Raw genomic sequence first — 20,241 nt, forward strand, 5'->3', positions numbered from 1 at the left:
TTTGGGGCGCGCGCGGACGAAGCACCCATCGCTGAAACTTTGACGCAATCACTTTGTGCTGCTCCGCCGCTCGATATCCGCGCTCACCGCGGCCGCCTCTCGACCGATCTCCCTGAGCAAGCCGGTGACCGGATTGTGGAAACCGACGAGATAAAGGCCGGGCGCGGCGGCTTGGCGAGTGACGCCGCTCTTGCCGGGCCGCAATGCCGCCGGCAGGAACTTCTCGAAACTCGGCCGGTAGCCGGTCGCGAGGATGACGCTGTCGAACTCCGCATGCCTGCCGGAAACGAAAGTGGCACCGCGCTCGGTGAAACGCTTGATGTCTGATGCCACTTTGATGTCGCCGGATTTGATCGCTCTCACCGTGCCGACATCGATGACCGGGATGCGTCCGGCGTTGATCTGCTCAAGAATGCCCTGCTTCGGCCTGGCGATGCCGTATTTTTCGAGCTTACCTAGCGCGAGGTCGAGGATGGTGGGGAACAACCGGTCGTTCACAGCTCGCGGCAGCGGTTGGGTTGCCATGGCGATGATCTGGATCGGCACGCCGAACAGCTGGCGCGGCACGATGTGGATGCCATTTCGTACCGACAGCGTCGGGCGGGCGCCACACTCGGCAAGGTCGAGCGCAATCTCAGCGCCGGTGTTACCCATACCGACAACCAGAACCGACTGGCCGGCGAAGGGCGCGGCTTCAGTGTAGTCAGCGCTGTGCAGCCGCCTGCCCTTGAAGGCCTCGATTTCGGGCAGGCTGGGAACGAAGGGCTCAGCATTGTTGCCGCTCGCGATCACGACGTGGCCTGCGCAGAAGGTCTCCGTTCCGGTCTCGACCAGGTAGCCGCCGTCCTTGCGGCGGATGGACTTGACCGTCTCGCCGAAGCGCGGTCGTAGCTCGAAACGCTCGGCATAAGCGTCGAGATAGGCGACCATCTTCTCGCGCGGCACATAGCGCGGATAGTCCTTGGGGAATGGCATGTGCGGCAGCGCGGAGAACGCCTTCACCGTATGAAGGTGCAGCCGCCGGTAGTGGCGTCGCCAGGCAGGGGCGATCTCATACGCCATTTCAAGGATGACGAAATCCAGCCCCGCCCGTCTTAGGCAGGCGCCGACCGCAAGGCCGGCCGGCCCGGCTCCGACAATGACGACATGGGTATCCACTCGATGGTCGCTCCCAGAATGGAGCCTAATTCGACAGGGGTCGGCGGACAAGTGGGCGGGGCGCTGTCTCCCCTTGTACTCCGCCTGCATCGCCCGGGTTGCGCTTCCATGCCTTCGGCGAGAATGCTTTTTTGGGGCGGAAGCGGCCTAGCGGTCGTTGCAGCCCCAATTAGACGGATTTCATTTTCCACGCCAAAGAAAAAGTGAGGAGAGACCGAAAGCCTCACGATCTGATCGCACAATGTATCGACTGGAAGGTGCCTCACTGGGGTAGAGCCGGGTCTGCCACTCTATGGGGAACAAGTGCTACTTCCTCGGTGTTGAGGTTCTAGTCAGCCTGCATGTCATCCAACATTCGGGTTTTGTGAAGAGATACTTGGTGGAGCGCGTCCAGAGGTATCCGCCGGTAAATCTTACCGTTGGGACGACGATTGCATCGATCAAAAAATGGGGCCGGACGTTCTCTGCGCCGATAGGGTCATCTCACTTTTCAACCAGGCGACAAACGCCTCTATCGCTTCGAGTTTCTTCGAGAGCGGGTCGAAGGCTGCCCAGTATGCAGCTTTCTGTGAGCTCAACGAAGCCGAAAAGGGCCTAACCAGGCGCCCCGCCCGAATATGCTCCCGAACAAGAAGGCCTCGCCCCATGGCGACACCCTGACCATCAAGAGCAGCTTGCAATACAATGTTGTAGTCAGTCAGCCGGGTCTGTTTGGCCCTCTCAAGCGGAAATCCGGCTGCCTCCGACCACAGCTGCCACTCGAGGCCGCTCTTGGCCTGTAATATCTCTTGGTTGAGTAGGTCTAGCGCGGATTGAAACTGGGATCCGTCTCCGTATAGCGCCGGGCTCAACACCGGAGACAAATCTTCGTTTGCGAGGTGCACGCAGGACTGTTTGCTCCCGCCAAAATCGCCAAATCGGATCGCGATATCCGCTTCGCCTCGCCCGACATCGACAATGCGCAGGGTCGGATCCAATTCGAGTTCGATCGCCGGGTAGCTCTTGAGGAAACTGCCAAGTCTGTTGACCAGCCAGTTGGCGGCGAAAGAGGGAAGCAGGCTCACACGCAAGCTGGTCTGCCCGGATCGCGAGCGCACCCTCGCGGTGCCCTCCGACAGCACAGTGAAGGCCTCGTCGACGGTGGCAAGAAACATTGTGCCCGCCTCGGTCAGCTCAATGCTTTTACTCTTGCGACGAAAGAGTGGAGTACCGAGAGCACTCTCGAGCTGCTTGATGTGGTGGCTCACCGCGCTTTGCGTAATGAGCAGTTCCTCGCCGGCCAATCGAAAGCTCCCTCGGTTTGCTACCACCTGGAAGACCCTGGCCGCGGAAAGGGGTGGGAGGAACGGGGAACTGCGCAATGCCGATGCCTCGCGGATCAATGACGGCTGATATTAACGAATTCGATCGCAGGGCGCAAAGCTTTGAATTGGCGGGCTCCTCGGATTTCTTTCATGAAGCAAGAAAGAAAAGGAGAAAACGATGACGATTTCCATCCGTGCCCAACTGGTTACTCTTGGCCTGGAACTTCCCGCGCCGACGTCTCCGGCTGCGAATTACATTTCGGTGGTCCACACGAGCAACCTGTTGTTCATTTCCGGTCAGATCAGCAAGGCGCCGGCCGGTGAGATCATTGCAGGCACCCTGGGTGCGGACATATCTCACGAGCAGGGGGTGCAAGCGGCGCGCATCGCAGCCCTTAATCTTCTCGGACAGATCGCTTCCAATACAGACGGCTCGCTTTCGTCTGTCCGCCGCATCGTGAAGCTTGGCGTATTCGTCGCGGCAACGAGCGAGTTCAAGGATCACTCGAAGGTTGCAAACGGTGCCTCCGATCTGATGGTTGCGGTGTTCGGCGAAGCCGGGCAGCACACGAGGGCCGCCATTGGTGTCAGTTCGCTTCCCTCGGGGGCAGCCGTCGAGATCGATGCGGTTGTTGAACTGGAGGAGACCAGGTGCTGACCGACGCAATAATCGACGGCCTGCGCAACGACACACCCGGCTGCGCCCAGCGAAGTCACTTCAATCACGCCGGAGCTTCGCTCCCACCGAGGCGGGTCACCGAAGCGATTGTCGGACACTTGATGCTGGAATCGACGCGAGGTCCGATGGAAGCTGCCGCACTGGTTGCGGACGAGTTTGCGATACTTCGTACCAATGCTGCCAAGTTCATCGGCGCCGACGAAGGCGAGGTTGCCTTCGGTGGATCGGGGTCTGCCCTTTGGGGGAGCGTGTTTGCCGCGTTGCCACAGCTGAGGTCGGGCGAGCGCATTCTCATTGGGCGACAGGAATGGGGCGGTAATGTCGCATCGATGCAGCGTGCGGCAAGCCATGCCGGGGCAAGTATCGAGACCATTCCCTGCGCGGAAGACGGCAGTGTCGATCCGAACGCTCTTTCCGCAATGATCGACGACAAGGTGCGCATGATCTCGCTAACATGGCTTCCCGCCAACGGGGGATTGATAAACGACGCCGAAGCCATCGGGCGGGTCGCCAACGCGGCTCGCATCCCATACTTCGTGGATGCCGGGCAGGCACTTGGTCAGCTTCCTATCGATGTGTCGAGGATAGGTTGCGATGTGCTCAAGGCGGCCGGCAGGAAATACGTTAGAGGGCCGCGCGGAACGGCTCTCGTCTACGTTCGCTCCAATTTTCTTGAGAAGCTCGATCCCAGTTTCGTTGACGTGAGCTCCGGCCCTCTCGTGAATGGAAAAGTCGAGCTGAGGAAAGATGCTCGTCTATTCGAAACGTCCGAAGCGCCTATATCACTGCTCCTGGGGCTCGGCGAAGCACTCGCGCTGGCTTCGGAGTTGGGTGTCGAGGCGATCCAAGCCCGCATAGCCCGACTGGCAACCCGGCTTCGGGACGGGTTGAAACGTATTCCGGCGGTTGAGGTGCGCGATCTCGGGGAGAAACAGTCGGGCCTTGTTTCTTTCACGGTGGAGGGAATTTCGGCATCGGTTGTGAGACGCAGACTAGCAGAGAAGAGTATCTCAATCGGGGCGAACGGCGTACCCTACACGCCCTTCGACATGACGGCGCGCGGACTGCAGGAAATAGCTCGAGCCTCGGTCAGTTATTTCAATACGGCGGGAGAGGTGGATGGCCTGATCCATGCGGTTGAGCACATCGCAAAAGATGCGATCCAATAGAAGGACGGAACCACGATGGATTTGGGAATAAGTGGCAAGCGCGCGATCGTCTGCGCGAGCTCGAAAGGGCTGGGCAGAGGCGTGGCGCAGAAGCTCGCAGAGGCGGGCGTGATCGTTACCCTGAACGGTCGTAACCGGGACGCGCTGGAGGCCACCGCGAGGGAGCTTCGCGAGCTGACAAGTGCCGAAGTCTATGCCGTGGTAGCAGACGTGACGACCGTAGAAGGTCGGCAAGAGCTTCTCGAAGCGGAACCGAAAGCCGACATCCTCGTCACCAACGCAGGGGGACCGCCGCCTGGGTTATGGACTGATTGGGAGACGAATGAATGGTTGAACGCACTGAACGCTAACATGCTGACCCCGATCTTGCTGATGAAAGCGGTTCTGCCCGGTATGATCGATAGGAGCTGGGGGCGCGTCGTCAACATCACCTCCGCCTCGGTAAAGTCACCGATCCCGGAGTTGGGCCTGTCCAACGCATCCCGCAGCGGACTGACCGGTTTTGTGGCAGGGACGGCAAGGCAAGTCGCGAAACATGGCGTAACGATCAACAACCTCCTACCGGGGTCACATGAGACTGATCGTGTAGCCGTGCTTCTCCAGCGACGGGCAGAAGTGAAGGGCATCTCAATCGACCAGGCGCGGCAGGAGGCGCATGCGGAGAATCCGACCGGGCGCTTCGGCACGATTGAGGAGTTCGGCGCTGCCGCGGCATTTCTTTGCAGCCAGTACGCAGGCTATATTGTCGGCCAGAACATTCTGCTCGACGGTGGCGCTTTCAGGTCGACGCTTGCTTAAGTTCCAACGTCTCACGGCATCGCGGACCTCATTTCCGTGTCAGAGGGTATTCGAATATTATCGAATACCCTTTGATGATCAGATCGACTTGAGTTTGACGCGCTGTTCCGGCTTCTCCGCGTCTTCCTTGCGCTCGCTGTATCGGTCGACGAGATAGGCCGACGCGTCAGCAGCGTGAATTTCATCAGCTCCTCGCAGAGGTCGACAACGCGGTCGTAGTGGGACGATGGCTTCATACGCCCATTTCCGTCGTACTCCTGATAGGCCTTGGCGACTGACGTTTGGGGATCGTGATCATGCGCATCCAGCAGCCGGGCAGCCGGAGGGTATTGATGGCATCGAAGGACTGAGAACCACCCGACTTGCATGACCGCAAGGGACTTCCCCTGCGTCGCACAGATCGAGCCGACGGACAGCGGGATCCAGTCGATCTGCGCCTTCATGATCCTGGGGCGCTCCGGGCTGCCCCAGACCTGGCCCTCCGACCATGCCGAAAGTTCCCGGCGTTCCTGGACCTTCGGATGGCGCACGGGTGCATCATCCGGAAGCGGTAAGCCGGAGGGATCAGATGAAGCACACCTCAGCCCCGAAATGCTCCCAAGTACCCCCAGTGCGCTAAGGAGGCGGAAGGCGACGGCTCTTGCTTTTCAACCCACAAGCGTCCCAGCGATTAACTCTAAGGCCCTGGTCGTAAGTCGCCCTCAGAGCCTCACTTTGCTGGACGATCCCAGGCTCCATCCTCAAGACGGCGATCCTCGATCAGTTTCCCCACCTGAAGCAAATCGGGCGCATCCGCAAGCGTCCGCGCCAAAGCATCGTTCCGCGGATCCCTGCAGCCGAAATTGAAGACAAGCTGGTCAGAACGTCCGACCTCGATCCACGTCACCGAGACTGAAGCATGATCCGTGGCAAACTGTCTGCACCGCGCATGCCCCACGGTAATGGTCTCCGTTCCTTGTGGCCGATGCGGTGCGAGTGCCGACTGAAAGGTGGACCATTCCTTTGGCGTGATCGAGAAAGGCTGTTCGCCATGAACGCTTGTAAAGCGCCGGCCCTCGAACATACCCCCGCTGGCGCTCACCTGGAAACGGTAAACTGGGCACTCGCCGAGACATGGTTTGCGTTCGACAATGATGCTCGGCGTCTGGCTTTGCTCCACCAGCAGCGCTGCCGCAGCCATTATAATCTTCGCAACCAGAATCATATCGTGCACCCTTTCAGGACCCTGGGCCGGTCGTCAGGTCCGCTCAACACGTGTGTCACGGGTCAGCATCTTTTGCGTGTTAAGAAGTCAACCTCAACCAATACGCAGTCCCAGTCAACGCCCTTTTGTGGCTGACAATCTTGACCTGTATCCGGGCGGGTCACGCGTCTGCCCTTAGCGAGGGGCCGGTCGGTTGGAACAAAACTCCCAAGGTACTGTTTACCTACAAATATGCAGGAGGATCAAACATGGCCGATATCGGGCTGCCTATTCCGAAGGCGATCGTCGATCCCACTAAAGATTTCGTGGGCATTCCGGCACAGCAGAGAAACACTGCTAAGGAAATCAATCGACTTAGAAAGCAGGTGCGTCGCTTGCAGACGCGTGTTGAGAACATGGGCATAGTGGCAATTCGTCCGAGGCGAAGGACGTATCGACTGGTAGGCGCGGCTGTAACCATTGCCTTTGCGGGGCTTTCATGGGCCCTTTGGAGATCACGCGATACGGCGACTTTTCGTCGAATAATATCGGTCGCGCTTCCGTTTCGCGATCCCGGCAACTTCTGACCTCTCGCTTCAAGGCCGGTTTTTCAAGCCAGGATCGCCCCCCGTCGGGAAGCGGCGACCGAGGACGCGCCAATCAGCTCCATTCCGGGAATATCGATGGAACTCGGCCGGGGTCCGCGGGGATAATCGGGGCTCGCAGATCCCCAAGAGTCTCGCCGTCGCATGCGAAACGAATGTAGGCTGGCTTGGCGAAGGCGAACAGCTTTCCTCCCAATTCAGCGGTCGACAGCGGTGAGCAAGGTTACCGCGCGACGTTTGGAAGCCGACGGGTTGACGGCTCAGTGGATCGGTCGTCCAAACCCTCTGTTAAATCTCTGCCGCTAGTCTGTTTCAAAAGGGGATACGGAAAGGCATTTTGATGAGAGGCGCGGCGCCGGTGATGTATCAGCACTTCCTGAACAAGCAAGAGTCCTTCATGTACGATCGGGAAACCAACTTCCCAATGGAGGACACGCGGAACGATGCGCGCATCGAATACACTGAGAAGGGCATGACGCAACTGAGCTCTCGTCGCTGCGAAATCATCAAGCTTTCGAAAAGCGGCGCCCTGATCAGCATCCTCACGCAGTACACGCTGCCACAGAATTTCTACCTGGACATCCCGAGCGCCCGCATCCAGATGGTCGGCTGCCTGACAAAGCGGGTGCATGGTAACAACATTATCGAAGCGCGGTTCCTGCGCATGCTGACGGACCGCGACCTCAACCGCATCTTCGTCTACAGCACCCATCCGAACCACCGTAATCGCACGCTCGACATTTACCGCTAGAAAGAATCGTCGGCGCCGCCGCCAACGGAGCGCCTGCGGTAGCGACCACCAGGCCGATCCCAAAAGGGAGCGGCGATGTCCCTCAAGGCGCCGAGTGACTAGGCAGATCCCATCAAGCACCTTGACGGTCTGCGAGCCCATTGACGGACAAGGCAGCTCGGTAGGTTGCTTGGCAATGGCATCGGCTGTGCCTAACCACCGCGCCGCCGGCAGAGGATATTCTTCACACGAAACACCTGCCATCGGACAGGCGGGACCTGTCCTTGGAGGAACAACAATCCGGCGCGGGGGTTTTCGACTCCAGTGTAAGGAATTTCCTGATGGGATGGATTGAGGTCGATCATGGCGGCTGACAAGCTCTCAACCTACAAGAAGAAACGGGACTTCAAGCAGACAAAGGAACCGAGCGGCGCGGCCGCTGTCAAGCCGGCCAATCGGCTTCGCTTCATCATCCAGAAACACGACGCGACGCGCCTTCATTACGATCTTCGCCTCGAACTCGACGGCGTGTTCAAGTCCTGGGCTGTGACGAAGGGGCCGTCACTTGATCCGCATGACAAGCGGCTGGCGGTCGAGGTGGAGGATCATCCGCTCGGCTATGGGGATTTCGAGGGCACCATCCCGAAAGGCCAGTATGGCGGTGGCACGGTCATGCTGTGGGACCGGGGCTATTGGGAGCCGGAAGGAAACAAGTCGCCGGAGGAAGCCCTGAAGAAGGGCGATTTGAAATTCGTGCTGCAGGGTAAGCGCCTAAATGGCAGCTTCGTGCTCGTGCGGATGCGCAACGACCGCGACGGCGGTAAGCGCACCAATTGGCTGCTGATCAAGCATCATGACGATCATTCCGTTGAAGAGAACGGCGCTGCCATCCTAGATGAGAACATGACCTCGGTGGCTTCCGGACGAACCATGGAGCAGATCGCAAGCGGCAAGGGGCGCAAGCCCAAGCCGTTCATGATGGCGAGCGGTGAGGTCGAGGCCGACGCAGTCTGGGATAGCAAGCAAGGGCGCGCAGCCGGTAAACGCAAAGAGAGGGGTCGGACGGATGTGGCGGCGTCGACCGGGGTTGACTTGCCCGACTTCATTGCTCCGCAACTCTGCGAAACCGTGGAGCGCCCGCCGGTCGGGAAGAACTGGCTGCATGAGATCAAGTTCGATGGATACCGCATCCAAATGCGGGTCGCTGACGGTGAGGTCATGCTGAAGACCCGCAAAGGGCTGGACTGGACGGCCAAATATCCGGAGATAGCGAGAGCTTCCTCCCAACTGCCCGACTGCATTATCGACGGCGAGATCTGCGCGCTCGACGACAATGGCGCTCCGGATTTCGCGGCGCTTCAGGCCGCCTTGTCGGAAGGCACCACCGGCAACCTGGTCTATTTCGCGTTCGACCTCCTGTTCGACGGCGGCGAGGATTTGCGGCCGAGGCCGCTTACCGATCGAAAGGCGCGTTTGCAGGAGCTGCTAGCAGATGCGACCGACAATCCTCGTCTTCGCTTCGTCGAGCATTTCGAGACGGGCGGCGATGCGGTCCTGCGTTCTGCGTGCAAGCTTTCCCTCGAGGGCATTGTCTCGAAGCATGCCGATGCGCCCTACCAGTCCGGCCGTACCGACACCTGGGCGAAATCGAAATGCCGCGCCGGGCATGAAGTGGTTATCGGCGGATACGCCAAGACGAATGGCAAGTTCCGGTCGCTACTTGCCGGCGTCAATCGCGGTGAGCATTTCGTTTATGTCGGCCGCGTCGGCACAGGCTACAGCGCCAAGAAGGTCGAAACACTGCTGCCAAAGTTGAAGGCTGTGGAAACGACGAAGTCGCCGTTCACGGGGATCGGCGCGCCGAAGAACGAAAAGGAAGTCGTCTGGGTGAGACCCGAGTTGGTCGCCGAGATCGAATTCGCTGGCTGGACCGCAGACGGGCAAGTCCGCCAGGCCGCCTTCAAGGGCCTGCGGGAGGACAAGCCGGCCGATGAGGTGGAGGCGGAAAAGCCTGCATCCCCCGCGACGACCAAAACGCCCAAGCCCGCGCCGATGGTGAACAATGTCCCGCGCCGCAAGGGCGCGAAGGCCGAGGTCATGGGCGTGCTCATCTCCAATCCGGACAAACCGTTATGGCCGGACGCCGACGACGGCAAGGCCGTCACCAAAGAAGAGCTGGCCCGGTATCACGAAGCGGTCGGCTCTTGGCTGATCGAACATGTCAGGGGCCGGCCGTGTTCGATCATCCGCGCGCCTGACGGCATTGGCGGCGAACAGTTTTTCCAACGCCACGCCATGCCGGGTACGTCAAACCTGCTGGAGCTGGTCAAGGTGTTCGGCGACAAGAAGCCGTATTTGCAAGTCGACCGTGTCGAAGGCCTCGTCGCCGTCGCCCAGATCGGCGGCATCGAACTACATCCATGGAACTGCGAACCAGGAAATCCGGAGGTGCCGGGCCGGCTGGTCTTCGACCTCGACCCCGGTCCGGATGTGCCGTTCGCGGCTGTGGTTGCGGCCGCCCGTGAAATGCGGGACCGGCTTGATGATCTCGGACTTGTCAGCTTCTGCAAGACGACTGGCGGCAAGGGACTGCATGTGGTGACGCCGCTGGCCGTGAACGCGCGTACGCCGCTTTCATGGGCGCAGGCGAAGGGCTTCGCCCGTGACGTCTGCCAGGAGATGGCCCGCGATAATCCAGACCTTTATCTCATCAAGATGACGAAAAGCCTGCGGGAAGGCCGCATCTTCCTCGACTATCTGCGCAACGACCGCATGGCGACGGCGGTGGCCCCGCTGTCGCCACGGGCGCGTCCGGGCGCCACGGTGTCGATGCCGCTAACCTGGACGCAGGTCAAATCCGATCTCGATCCGAAGCGGTTCACCGTGCGGACCGTACCGGCGCTGCTAACGAAGACGATTGCGTGGGAGGACTATTGCGACGGACAGCGCGAGCTCGAACAGGCCATCAAGCGGCTCGGCAAGCAAAGGCTGCGGCATGAGCGTTGAACGGCAGGGCGCCAAGACCACATAGGACGCATGAAAAATCACACTGTCCCCATCGAGCACCTGACCCGCCTTCGGCGCATCCGCGGCCTGGTACGGTTGATGGACACGGCGCTCCGCATTCCCGGCACGCGCGTATCGGTGGGCGCGGACTCGGTTCTTGGTCTCATCCCAGGCGTGGGCGATTTCGCAGCGGCGGCTATCAGCCTCGTCATCGTAAACGAGGCGCGCCGTCTCGGCGTGCCGAATGACACGCTGGTGAAGATGCTTGTCAATGTCGGCTTCGACACGGTCGCAGGAAGCGTGCCGGTGCTCGGCGATGTCTTCGATATCTATTTCAAGTCCAACCGCCGCAATCTGCAACTCGTGCTGGACCACTTGGGCCTCGACCACGCTGACCTCGATCGGTAACGCCGGTCAGCTGCGGTCTCCAAGCGTGGCGATATCGAACACCGCGGCATTGTCCTGGATTTCGCGCAAGCCTTTATAGGAGGCGTGGCGCAGATTTCCCTCGACCGTCCAGCCGCGGAACTCGATCTCGGCGATCAGCGTCGGCAGCGCGAACACGTAATTCTTGCCCTTGACTGGCACGACCGGTTTCTTCGTCTTCAGCTTGTCCAATGTTTTGCGCAGGTATTCGGCATCCTTCGCCTTGAACCCGGTCCCGACAGAACCCACCGACACCCAGCTATCGCCCCGCCGGGCGGCAAGCAGAAGGCTGCCGATCCCGCTACGCGCTGCAGCGGACTGCTCATAGCCGACGATCATGAAGCTCTCACTTTGAACGCATTTGACCTTGATCCAGTCGCCTGTTCGTCCCGACCTGTATGGCCGCTCGCGGTGCTTGGCAACAATGCCTTCGAGCCCCATCGAACATGCATTTGCCAGCAGCTCGACGCCATCACCGTGCGCTTCTTCCGACAGCTGCACCGCGCCGCTTGCGCCGTCGAGGAAATCCGTAAGCAGATGCCGGCGAACCGAAAGCTCCGTCTTCGTCAGATCGTGGCCATCAAAATAGAGAAGATCGAATGCGGCAAAGACCGCCTCCGTCGAGGCGCGCTTGCCGCCGCGGCCCCCGAGCGAGCGTTGCAGCGCCCCGAAGTCCGCATGGCCCTCCTTGTTGAGGACCACGGCCTCGCCATCGAGGATGGCGGTCCCGACGTCGAGCCTCTTCGCGGCTTCCACGATCCGTGGAAAGCGATCGGTCCAGTCGTGGCCGCCGCGCGTGATGATCCTAACACCCTTCGGTTCGATGTGGATGGCGAGGCGATACCCGTCCCATTTGATTTCGTAGAGCCATTCCGGTCCTTCCGGCGGCGTCGGCCGCAGAAGCGCCAGGCACGGCTCGATGCGGCCGGGCATCGGATCGAAGGGCAGAGTGGGCTGGTCGCGATTGCGTCGGCGGACCGGCCGCGACTGGAGCGCAGTACCGGAGTCATCGAGCAAGGGTATGGCCGATCGGCGCTTCGCTTTCATGGCGATCCATCATGCGCAAGAGAGAATACGAACATAAGTGCCTTCCGTGAAGTTTTCAGGATGAGCGCTTTCCTTTTCCGCTCGCCGCCAAACTCTGGCGAAGAGCGTCCATGATGTCGATGACGTTGCTGCCAGCCGCGCCGGTCTCTTCCTTGGCCTTGCCCTTCTTCAAGGGCCTCAGCCCCTTCTTCTTTTTCGCGATAATGTCGAGGAGAGCGTCCTGCACGGGGTCGGAAACCATGTCCGGGGACCAGGTCTTGGTGTGCTGCTTGATGAATTTCTCGACAAGGGGAATAAGATCAGGGTCCGACGCATCGTCGATATCCTCGAAATAGGACTCTTCCGGCCGGACCTCGTCGCCGAAGCGTAGTGTCCAGAGCACGATACCTTCGCCGCGTGGTTCGAGCACGACTGCCCGCTCGCGCCGGCCGATGACGAGTTTCGAAATGCCGAGCACCTTGTCGGACGCCATGGCGTCGCGAATGACCGCGAAGGCCTCATGGCCGACGGGATCGTCGGGCACAAGATAGTGCGGCTTTTCGAGATAGATCCACTCGATGCTGTCGCTCGGGACGAACTTGTCGATGTCAATGGTTTTGACGGTGTCGAGCGCGACGGCATCCAGTTCGTCGTCCGTGAGGAGCACAAAGTCGTTCTCGCCGCGGGGATAGCCCTTTATCTCGTCCTCATCCTTCAGCGGTTTGCGCGTGACCGCGTCGACAAATTGGGAGACGACGCGATTTCCGGTCTCTTTGTTGAGCGTGTGAAACCTGACTTTTTCGCTCTCCGACGTTGCTGGCGACATCGAGACCGGGCAGGTGACGAGCGAGAGCTTCAGATAGCCTTTCCAGTATGGGCGCGGCGCCATGATCGTGCTCCTCAGCCGGCTTTACGCTGTCCGGACGTCGAGCCGCGCGATTTCGAGGCCGCGGCGCGCGACGCCGGCTTGCGCCCGGCGCCCTTGTTGGCATTGGCGGCGGGTCGCGTCAGTTGATCGCCGCCGGCCTTCAGCATCTTCGCGCTTTCGCGTAGGGCGGCCAGTAGGTCGTCCGGTTTGGAGACCTTGACCTCCTTTCGCTTCGGCAAGGCCTTGCCTTCAATTTTCGCCTTCACCAGCTCAGCGACCGCCGTCTCGTAACGATCGTCGAACGCGGCCGGGTCGAAGGTTCCTTTCTTTGTAGCGATGATGTGCTTGGCAAGATCCAGCATCTCACCTTTGATCCGCAGCTTCGGCACCTCCTCAAACGCCTTCTGTGATGAGCGGACTTCGTAGTCATACTGCATCGTGGTGGCGATCAGGCCTTTGCCGTGGGTGCGGATCAAGAGTGTGCGTATGCGACGAAACAGGACCGTGCGCGCGATCGCAGCGACCTGCGACTTCTCCATTGCATCGCGCAGCGCGGTAAAGGCGTCTGACGAAACCCGGTCGGTCGGCACGAGATAGTAGGGTTTGTCGAAATAGACGTCGTCAACGTCGGAGCAGGGAATGAAGGCTTCGATCTGCAGGGTCTTGTCGCTGTCCGGAACGGTAGCGGCCACCTCCTCCGGATCGATCATGATGTAGTGGCCGTTTTCGATCTCGAAGCCCTTTGTCTGATCCTCCCGCTCGACCTCCTTGCCGGTGTCGCTATCGACGAAGACACGGTTAACGCGATTGCCGGTGCGGCGGTTGATGGTGTGAAACGCGATGCGTGCCGAGGTGCTGGCGGCCGTGTAGAGGCCGACTGCGCAACTGACCTCGCCGAATTTGATGAAGCCCTTCCACTGGGCACGATGACCGGCCATCTTTTAAACTCCCGACTCGACGCAACCAAAGCGAGTCAAGCGAATCACGAGCGAATTTGTTCCGACTCGAAAGGAATCGAAAATCAATAACTTAGGCATGCGTTGGCGCCCTTTTTAACCAGTCTCGACCATGCCGCTGATTCGCTGCATCTTTTCGGGGCGGCGTGCGTTCTTCCGAAGCCACAACTGGAAGGGAGATGTCATGACGAAACGTGAATTCGTCGATAGCAGAACCGATAGGCGCTATATTCGGCGCCGCGGGAAACGCCAGTTCAAGGAAAGTATCGATGTGAACCGGGTCCCCGTTCGCCGATCAGCGCACAAAGGCGAAGACTGAGGCAAAGCCCGGCAAGGCGGTCTCGGAGATTGGCATAGGAAGCATTGGCGCGCGGGCCGCCCTCTGTCGTAGCGACGGGTGATGCGATGGCCGACGATGTCGAGATTGATCATGAGGACAAAGGGGCTGGCGAGTGCGTGTCGGTCGCATTTCCGTTCGACCGTATGACCGTGCAGCGGTTTCGCGAGGCTTTTCCACGCGCCCGCTGGAGCGACCGGCGAAAGGCCTGGATCGTCCCCGGCACGACCGCGCGCCGGCGCATCGATCGCTGGCTGGCCAGGGAAGAATTCCGCGTCGATCCACACGCAGAGGGAAAGGGCAGGGATGCTTATGCGTTCGAGCCGATCCTCAGCCCCTACCTCAACGTCGACAAGGACGGGTTTCGCATCCGGACGCCTTTTTCACGCAAACTGGTCGACGAAATCCGCCAGGTTCCATTTGCCCGTTGGGATGGCGAGCATAAGGTGTGGCGGGTGCCATTCGCTTCCTATGATGATCTTGTCGATCGCTGGGGGGCTATCGAGGCGGAAGCGCAGCGAAATGAGCCTGAAGAAAAACGCAAGCGCGCCGAGGCGCGCAAGGGAACCTACGAGGAAAGACTGTCCCGCCGCCGGGCGGTCGAGCGCAAGCGCCGGCGCATCCCACTTGCCGTCGATGATTTGCCCCCGATAGGTCGGCCGCTTGCGACGCCGCTCTACGGGATCGTCGTAGTTGGAGACATAACCGGCGAGCTGGTCGATTGCCATGAGGTTGCCGACCTTTATCCACACATCGCCGGGGATCACGTTTGGGGCCTATGGCGGACGCCTTCGCTGGAGGAGCTGGTGCAGACCTGGCCCTCGAAAAGGGCGCCGGAAGAGCGTGAGCGCCGGCGCGGCTGGTGGCTGCCGACTCTTGAGGAACTGCGCGAGGCGCGGCTGACCGCCAAGGCGCGCGAACGCAGGGCCAGACAAAAGGCTTAGGCCTGACTTCAATCCGATGGTGGTTCGATCTCGATGATGACCGACCCATGGCCGGTGGTGTGCTCCAAGCCACGAGGGCTACGTGGGACACTCGCCTTGCTGAGCCAGGGCGCGAGCGCCGGGCTGAGGAGAATATGGTCGATACGCAGGCCCGCATCGCGCTCACAGGCGCTGCGCCAGTATTTCCAGAAGGTGTAGATGCGTTCCTTCGGATGAATATGGCGGATGGCGTCGGTCCAGCCTTGGGCGAGGAGATCGGCATAAGGCTTTCCGGACTTCCGGCCGGAACAGCGCGTCGTCGCGCCAGCGTGACGGTGCGTAGACGTCCAATACCGTCGGCATGGTCGGTTTGCCACGGACCTCCAGCGTCTTCAGCCGCTTGGCTTCGGACAGCTCCATGCCGCCGACTTGGCTTTCCACTTATAGATGCTGGCATCGCTGACGCCGTGCCTGCGGCAAAGCTCCGCGACCGGCGTGCCCGCCTCGTGCTCCTTCAGAATCCCGATGTTCTGTTCGTCTGTGAAACGATTGCGCTTCATTCCCTGGTCCTCTCAATGGGCCAGAGCTTACTTCAAAATGGATTATTTCAACGGGGCAAGGTCACCTCTCGTGCATCCACCGCGCGTCTTCGTTCGCCCGGATGCCGGGCGCCACCGACGGCGGGTTCAGTGATGCTGACATCATCGCGCTGGTGCTCGATCCGCGCTCCGTGAGCCTGATCGATCTCTCATATCAGACGATGTTCGTGCTCTTGACGATCATTCTTGCGATCGCTGTTTGGCGCTCGCGCCGGCTTTGTTCCCAAACATGCTCAGGTTCGAAGATGCGGGCGCGATCGATCGCATCAAGGAGGTCACCCGCCTGGAGGACAGGGCGCGGGACCGTTTCAACTGCGGAAGCTGTGGGATTCCTTAAGCAGCGACGTCGCCGATCAGCGAACCAGCCGGAATGTTCCATTCCTTGCTGAGCTTTCGAATCTGATCCAGATTGATTTCCCGCTGGCGGTCTTCGTTAAAGCACGCGCCACTAACGCACGCCATGTTATTATTGGCACATCAAAACATTGGCCACCAAAATCACGGGGAGGGGTTGCCCGCTCACGAGGTGCTTTTTGAGTCAAGTTCCACCGATTTGTCGGCGGTGGACGCTCCATCGGCCACTCCGAGAATAGCGAGATTTCGGTCCGCTATTCGTTTTGCGGTAGACGGCCCTCCGCCTGGACCCATCTCGAGGCGGACGTCACGAAAACTAATTATGCGCCCGGTTGACGAGATCGGGCCCACAGGTCCAAGCAAACTATCTGTCTCGTGTTCAACCATTCGGATCGGCGGCCCCTTTTCTCCAACGGCCCATTTGTCGCCCCACTGTTGCAACGAAACCAGCACCGGAAAAAGCTCCTCGCCCTTGGCGGTGAGGCGATACCCCTCCCGTCGCCCATGTTCTTCAAGTGAAACTCTTTCGACGACACCGTTCGCGATGAGCCGCCTCAAGCGCGTCGTCAGTATATTCCGGGCGATGCCCAGGCGTTCCTGAAATTGATCGAAACGCGTGGTTCCAAAGAAGCACTCCCGGATAATCAATAGGCTCCACCACTCGCCTACTTCATCGAGGGCGCGGGCAATCGAGCAGTTCATTTCACTGAAGGCTTTGCGTTGCATTCCAGCAATATAGCCAGAACAGTTGCGTCGTGCAACTTTTCTGGTAAGTTTTAACATGAAACTTTTGCGCAGCGGCTGATGCCGCGGATTAAGGACCACCACAATGGATCGTCGTTTGCTCGTGCTTGCCGTCGGCATGTTCGCCATTGGTACAGACAGTTTCGTAATCGCCGGAATTCTTCCTGAGGTGACGCAATCCCTCGGCGTCTCAATCGCAGTCGCTGGGCAAATGGTCACCGTCTATGCGTTGAGTTTCGCCGTGCTTTCGCCGGTCATCGCCGCGGCGGCGGCTCACTGGCCGCGAAAGCGACTTCTCCTCGCCGGCTTGGCGGTGTTCGTCATCGGTAATCTCGTCACAGCCATTGCACCGACCATCGAATGGGTGTTGGCGAGCCGTTTCGTGGCGGGGCTCGGCGCAGCGATGTTCAGCCCAACGGCGACGGCGACAGCCGCCTCACTTGTGCCGGCGGAGAAACGCGCGCGTGCACTAGCAATCGTGGTGGCCGGGTTGTCCGGTGCGACCGCCCTGGGATCTCCGCTTGGAACATTTATTGGCGGGCTGGGTGATTGGCGCGCCACCATGTGGTTTGTCACTGTCGTTGGGGCCGTCGCTACTATTGGCGTCTACGTGCTGTTGCCGGCTGTCCCCCCCTTGCCGGCAGTATCGTTGCGCGCGCGCCTTGGTCCACTCAAAGACATTCGCGTGGCGCTCACCCTTTTGACCACACTAGTGGCGTATTCAGGATTCTTTGCGGTTTACACGTATCTCGGAGTGACCTTCGATCGCGCGACCGGTGGAAGGCCCGAGGTCTTGGCCGCACTTCTGCTCCTTTGGGGTATCGCAGCCACCGCTGGCAACCTGGCAGCCGGATACTTTACCGATCGGTTCGGCAATCGGATGATTGTCAACGGCTCGCTTGCGATCGCCGTGGCGAACTTCGCATTGATGCCGTGGAGCAGTGCGGACCTTTGGAGTTCTGCCCTGGCTCTGGTTGTCTGGGGCATTTGCGGTTGGGGCTTGTTGGTTCCCCAACAGCACCGGTTGATCAGTTTGTCTCCCGCATCGGCGTCGCTCTTGCTGGGTCTGAATTCGGCTGCCCTTTATGTCGGCGTATCGGCTGCCGGTCTCATTGGGGCGGCTGGCATCACGGTGCTTGAACGCCATCAACTCGGCCTAATAGGCGGTCTCTTCGTCGGTGTGGCCTTTGTCATAGCGCAGGTGGCGAATTGGCAGATACGAAAAGGTTCTGAGATAGAGCTCGGTCTGGCGACACCGTGAACAGGCGCGCCACAGGCATGCGCGCGATAGAGGCGTGTGTGAGTGATGCGTGGCGAGATGATATGTCTGGGTGAATCCATCAGGCATCGCATGGTCTGATCGTGAGAAAGGTAAGGCGTTGCTTTCGCCGAGCTCCGGGCCCGGGGCTGCCTTGGTTGATTATGCAATGGTTGACTGGCTGTTTTCGGGGCGAAGCTCTATCGACCTCGACGACTGGCGTTGGCGCCCGACGCTGCCGATGCAGAGCACAACTCTGTAAGCGCTCGTCTATTGAGCTGCTCGTGGAAGGTCTTGAAATACGCCGAACGGTTGACCGAAGAGGGGCGCAAAGAGCTCGGCACGCCAGTGTGTGCGGACCGCCGAGCTCTTGTAAAGCATCTTCAGGCGAATGGAGCGACACCACTCAAGTCAGCAAGACCATGCGTCTTCCTGATCAAATCGCCTGCGCGCTCTCCGATGACGACACACGGTGCCATCGTGTTTCCCGTGGTGATACGCGGCATGATCGAGGCATCTGCGATACGAAGACTTTCAATACCGTAGACCTTGAGCTCGTTATTGACCACGGACATGCTGTCGCGTCCCATTTTGGCCGTGCAGGACTGGTGCCAGTAAGTGACAGCGGACTTTCGGATGAAATCGATCATCCCTGCCCGGTCGCGTGTGCCTGGAGCTGCCTCGCTCGTGACCAGCGGCGTGAAGGCGTCGCCATTTCCGAGTTCGCGACACAGCTCAACCGCCGCCAAGGCGGCAGCCATGTCTTCCGGCTGACTGAGAGAATTTGGTTCAATCAGGATAGGGTTGTTTGTATTGGGGCCGGAGAGCCTCAGCCGGCCACGGCTTTTCGGCTGCGCAAGCCCTGAAAACATCGTCCAGCCATGTGCCGGGGTTTCCAGACCTGTTTCTGTCGGCGAAGGAACGGCGAACTCCAACTGGCACTGCAGAATGTCCGGTTGAGAGAGGCGGGAGTCGCTTTTCCAATAGAGTTTTGCTTCGCAGCCTCCCCCGCCGACGCCTTCCGGCTTTCTATATGCCCAGGTGCAGCCGAACGCGAGATGATCTTGATGATTTCGACCCACACCCGGGAGATGCTGCACGACAGATATCCCGTGAGCTTTCAGTTCGTCCTTCGGGCCAATGCCTGACTGCATCAGCACCTTTGGCGTATTGATCGCACCCAGCGACAATACCGTTTCGCATCGCGCAGTGAACGCACGCCGCTGTCCGTTGACGAGAGCCTCAACGCCTGTCGCCCGTTTGCCATCGAAGATGAGGCGCGTGACCAACGCCTCGGTTACGACCGTAAGGTTCGGTAGCGACATGAGCGGACGAACATAAGATCCGAATACGGACTCCCGCTTGCCATCCCGGATGCGCAGTTCTGCGATCGATGCACCTCCGGGACTTTCCATCAGTTCGCCGTTCGGAGTGTCGAAAACCGGAATGCCCATCGCCGATGCAGCGTTCAACAGAGCCTCTGCGATTGGTTGTGGCGAACGTGGCTGGGCGACATACACCGGTCCTCCAGCCCCGCGGCGTAGCGCATCCGGTGTGCCGCGCCAGTCTTCAATCCGCCGATAGTAGCCGAGAACCGATTCATAACCCCAGGCTTCATCGCCCGCTTCAGCCGCGAAATGATTCCAGTCTTCCTTGTGGCCTCGCGCCCAGACCATAACATTGATGCTCGAACCACCACCCAGTCCCTTCCCCATGCTGAGAGGAAGCCGCCTCCCGTAGAGCTCAGGCGCCGGCTCTCCAACGAAACCCCAGTCACGGTTCGTACCGAGATTGAGTGGCCATTGCGACGGGTTTACAACGGACTCGGCCGTATCGTCTCCCCCAGCCTCAAGAAGCAAGACGCTGGCGTTTCCGCATTCTGCCAGTCGGGCGGCAACGACGGAACCACTGGATCCGGCTCCACATACTATGAAGTCAAAATCGGCTGGGACCTCAGGATGTCGTGGCGCCGGATTTTCACGTCGGTTTATGTCATGCGTATTCTGATCCACGGGGTTACCTTTGTGAATTGGTGGGCTGAAATTGCAAGTTGGCCGCGAGCGCTATTGGCATCCGAGATGCAATCGATCTCAATCGGAGATCGACGTTTTTACATAC

Annotated in this window: 17 protein-coding genes and 4 pseudogenes; 9 read left to right on the forward strand and 12 right to left on the reverse strand. The window is 59.9% G+C overall.

Annotation, left to right across the window (positions count from 1 at the left end; translation table 11 throughout):
• Positions 1 to 48 precede the first annotated feature (48 nt).
• Entirely contained in the window at positions 49 to 1,158 is a 1,110-nt protein-coding gene (locus FA04_RS28295; protein ID WP_034799795.1) for a flavin-containing monooxygenase, read from the reverse strand.
• A gap of 440 nt (positions 1,159 to 1,598) precedes the next feature.
• Positions 1,599 to 2,540: a LysR substrate-binding domain-containing protein gene (locus FA04_RS28300; RefSeq protein ID WP_335669425.1), complete on the reverse strand. Its 942-nt coding sequence runs from the start codon at positions 2,538 to 2,540 to the stop codon at positions 1,599 to 1,601.
• Positions 2,541 to 2,640: 100 nt separating this feature from the next.
• On the opposite strand from FA04_RS28300, the gene FA04_RS28305 reads away from it, so the two are divergent.
• The 3 genes from FA04_RS28305 to FA04_RS28315 are packed head-to-tail and all read left to right on the forward strand — an operon-like array spanning position 2,641 to position 5,108.
• The gene (locus FA04_RS28305) at positions 2,641 to 3,120 is read left to right on the forward strand and encodes a RidA family protein (protein ID WP_034799799.1); all 480 of its coding nucleotides are present in this window, start codon (positions 2,641 to 2,643) and stop codon (positions 3,118 to 3,120) included.
• On the forward strand, positions 3,117 to 4,310 hold the full coding sequence (locus FA04_RS28310) for an aminotransferase class V-fold PLP-dependent enzyme (RefSeq protein WP_034799906.1): 1,194 nt from the start codon (positions 3,117 to 3,119) through the stop codon (positions 4,308 to 4,310). Before FA04_RS28305 ends, FA04_RS28310 begins: the two co-directional genes overlap by 4 nt.
• Before the next feature lie 15 nt (positions 4,311 to 4,325).
• On the forward strand, positions 4,326 to 5,108 hold the full coding sequence (locus FA04_RS28315; protein ID WP_034799800.1) for an SDR family oxidoreductase: 783 nt from the start codon (positions 4,326 to 4,328) through the stop codon (positions 5,106 to 5,108).
• 78 nt (positions 5,109 to 5,186) lie between these two features.
• Here FA04_RS28315 and FA04_RS36040 read toward each other — a convergent pair.
• Positions 5,187 to 5,705 (reverse strand): annotated as a pseudogene (locus FA04_RS36040) (NAD(P)H-dependent oxidoreductase); the annotation flags it as partial.
• A gap of 112 nt (positions 5,706 to 5,817) precedes the next feature.
• Positions 5,818 to 6,288, reverse strand: a complete 471-nt coding sequence (locus tag FA04_RS36045; protein ID WP_234798858.1) for a DUF6438 domain-containing protein — start codon at positions 6,286 to 6,288, stop codon at positions 5,818 to 5,820.
• Positions 6,289 to 6,560: 272 nt separating this feature from the next.
• Here FA04_RS36045 and FA04_RS28330 point away from each other — a divergent pair, with 272 nt between their 5' ends.
• From FA04_RS28330 to FA04_RS28345, 4 genes are all read left to right on the forward strand, one after another.
• Positions 6,561 to 6,878: a hypothetical protein gene (locus tag FA04_RS28330; protein WP_034799802.1), complete on the forward strand. Its 318-nt coding sequence runs from the start codon at positions 6,561 to 6,563 to the stop codon at positions 6,876 to 6,878.
• Between the two features lie 358 nt (positions 6,879 to 7,236).
• Entirely contained in the window at positions 7,237 to 7,647 is a 411-nt protein-coding gene (locus FA04_RS28335) for a hypothetical protein (protein WP_034799804.1), read from the forward strand.
• Positions 7,648 to 7,989: 342 nt separating this feature from the next.
• Positions 7,990 to 10,632 (forward strand): DNA ligase D, encoded by a 2,643-nt coding sequence (ligD, locus tag FA04_RS28340; RefSeq protein ID WP_034799806.1) that lies wholly within the window; start codon positions 7,990 to 7,992, stop codon positions 10,630 to 10,632.
• Positions 10,633 to 10,662: 30 nt separating this feature from the next.
• On the forward strand, positions 10,663 to 11,040 hold the full coding sequence (locus FA04_RS28345; RefSeq protein ID WP_034799808.1) for a DUF4112 domain-containing protein: 378 nt from the start codon (positions 10,663 to 10,665) through the stop codon (positions 11,038 to 11,040).
• 6 nt (positions 11,041 to 11,046) lie between these two features.
• On the opposite strand, the gene ligD (FA04_RS28350) is transcribed toward FA04_RS28345, so the two are convergent.
• The 3 genes from ligD (FA04_RS28350) to ku (FA04_RS28360) are packed head-to-tail and all read right to left on the reverse strand — an operon-like array spanning position 11,047 to position 13,890.
• Entirely contained in the window at positions 11,047 to 12,105 is a 1,059-nt protein-coding gene (gene ligD, locus FA04_RS28350; protein WP_034799810.1) for a non-homologous end-joining DNA ligase, read from the reverse strand.
• A 55-nt stretch (positions 12,106 to 12,160) separates the two neighbouring features.
• Positions 12,161 to 12,973: a non-homologous end joining protein Ku gene (gene ku / locus FA04_RS28355; RefSeq protein ID WP_034799812.1), complete on the reverse strand. Its 813-nt coding sequence runs from the start codon at positions 12,971 to 12,973 to the stop codon at positions 12,161 to 12,163.
• Between the two features lie 11 nt (positions 12,974 to 12,984).
• Positions 12,985 to 13,890, reverse strand: coding sequence for a non-homologous end joining protein Ku (gene ku, locus FA04_RS28360; RefSeq protein ID WP_034799814.1), 906 nt, complete (start codon positions 13,888 to 13,890; stop codon positions 12,985 to 12,987).
• A 423-nt stretch (positions 13,891 to 14,313) separates the two neighbouring features.
• Here ku (FA04_RS28360) and FA04_RS28365 point away from each other — a divergent pair, with 423 nt between their 5' ends.
• On the forward strand, positions 14,314 to 15,189 hold the full coding sequence (locus FA04_RS28365; RefSeq protein WP_034799908.1) for a hypothetical protein: 876 nt from the start codon (positions 14,314 to 14,316) through the stop codon (positions 15,187 to 15,189).
• An 8-nt stretch (positions 15,190 to 15,197) separates the two neighbouring features.
• On the opposite strand, the pseudogene FA04_RS34575 reads toward FA04_RS28365, so the two are convergent.
• The 4 genes and pseudogenes from FA04_RS34575 to FA04_RS28380 form a co-directional block, all read right to left on the reverse strand.
• Positions 15,198 to 15,531, reverse strand: a pseudogene (locus tag FA04_RS34575) (exonuclease/endonuclease/phosphatase family protein); the annotation flags it as partial.
• An 18-nt stretch (positions 15,532 to 15,549) separates the two neighbouring features.
• Positions 15,550 to 15,728, reverse strand: a pseudogene (locus FA04_RS28370) (transposase); the annotation flags it as partial.
• A 372-nt stretch (positions 15,729 to 16,100) separates the two neighbouring features.
• A pseudogene (locus FA04_RS36050) lies at positions 16,101 to 16,190 on the reverse strand (helix-turn-helix domain-containing protein); the annotation flags it as partial.
• Between the two features lie 96 nt (positions 16,191 to 16,286).
• On the reverse strand, positions 16,287 to 16,904 hold the full coding sequence (locus tag FA04_RS28380; protein WP_234798859.1) for a winged helix-turn-helix transcriptional regulator: 618 nt from the start codon (positions 16,902 to 16,904) through the stop codon (positions 16,287 to 16,289).
• Positions 16,905 to 16,950: 46 nt separating this feature from the next.
• On the opposite strand from FA04_RS28380, the gene FA04_RS28385 reads away from it, so the two are divergent.
• Positions 16,951 to 18,126: an MFS transporter gene (locus tag FA04_RS28385; protein WP_034799817.1), complete on the forward strand. Its 1,176-nt coding sequence runs from the start codon at positions 16,951 to 16,953 to the stop codon at positions 18,124 to 18,126.
• 380 nt (positions 18,127 to 18,506) lie between these two features.
• Here FA04_RS28385 and FA04_RS28390 read toward each other — a convergent pair whose 3' ends face one another.
• The gene (locus FA04_RS28390) at positions 18,507 to 20,135 is read right to left on the reverse strand and encodes a GMC family oxidoreductase (RefSeq protein WP_034799819.1); all 1,629 of its coding nucleotides are present in this window, start codon (positions 20,133 to 20,135) and stop codon (positions 18,507 to 18,509) included.
• Positions 20,136 to 20,241 lie beyond the last annotated feature (106 nt).

It is taken from the genome of Ensifer adhaerens (assembly GCF_000697965.2).
GTDB lineage: Bacteria > Pseudomonadota > Alphaproteobacteria > Rhizobiales > Rhizobiaceae > Ensifer > Ensifer adhaerens.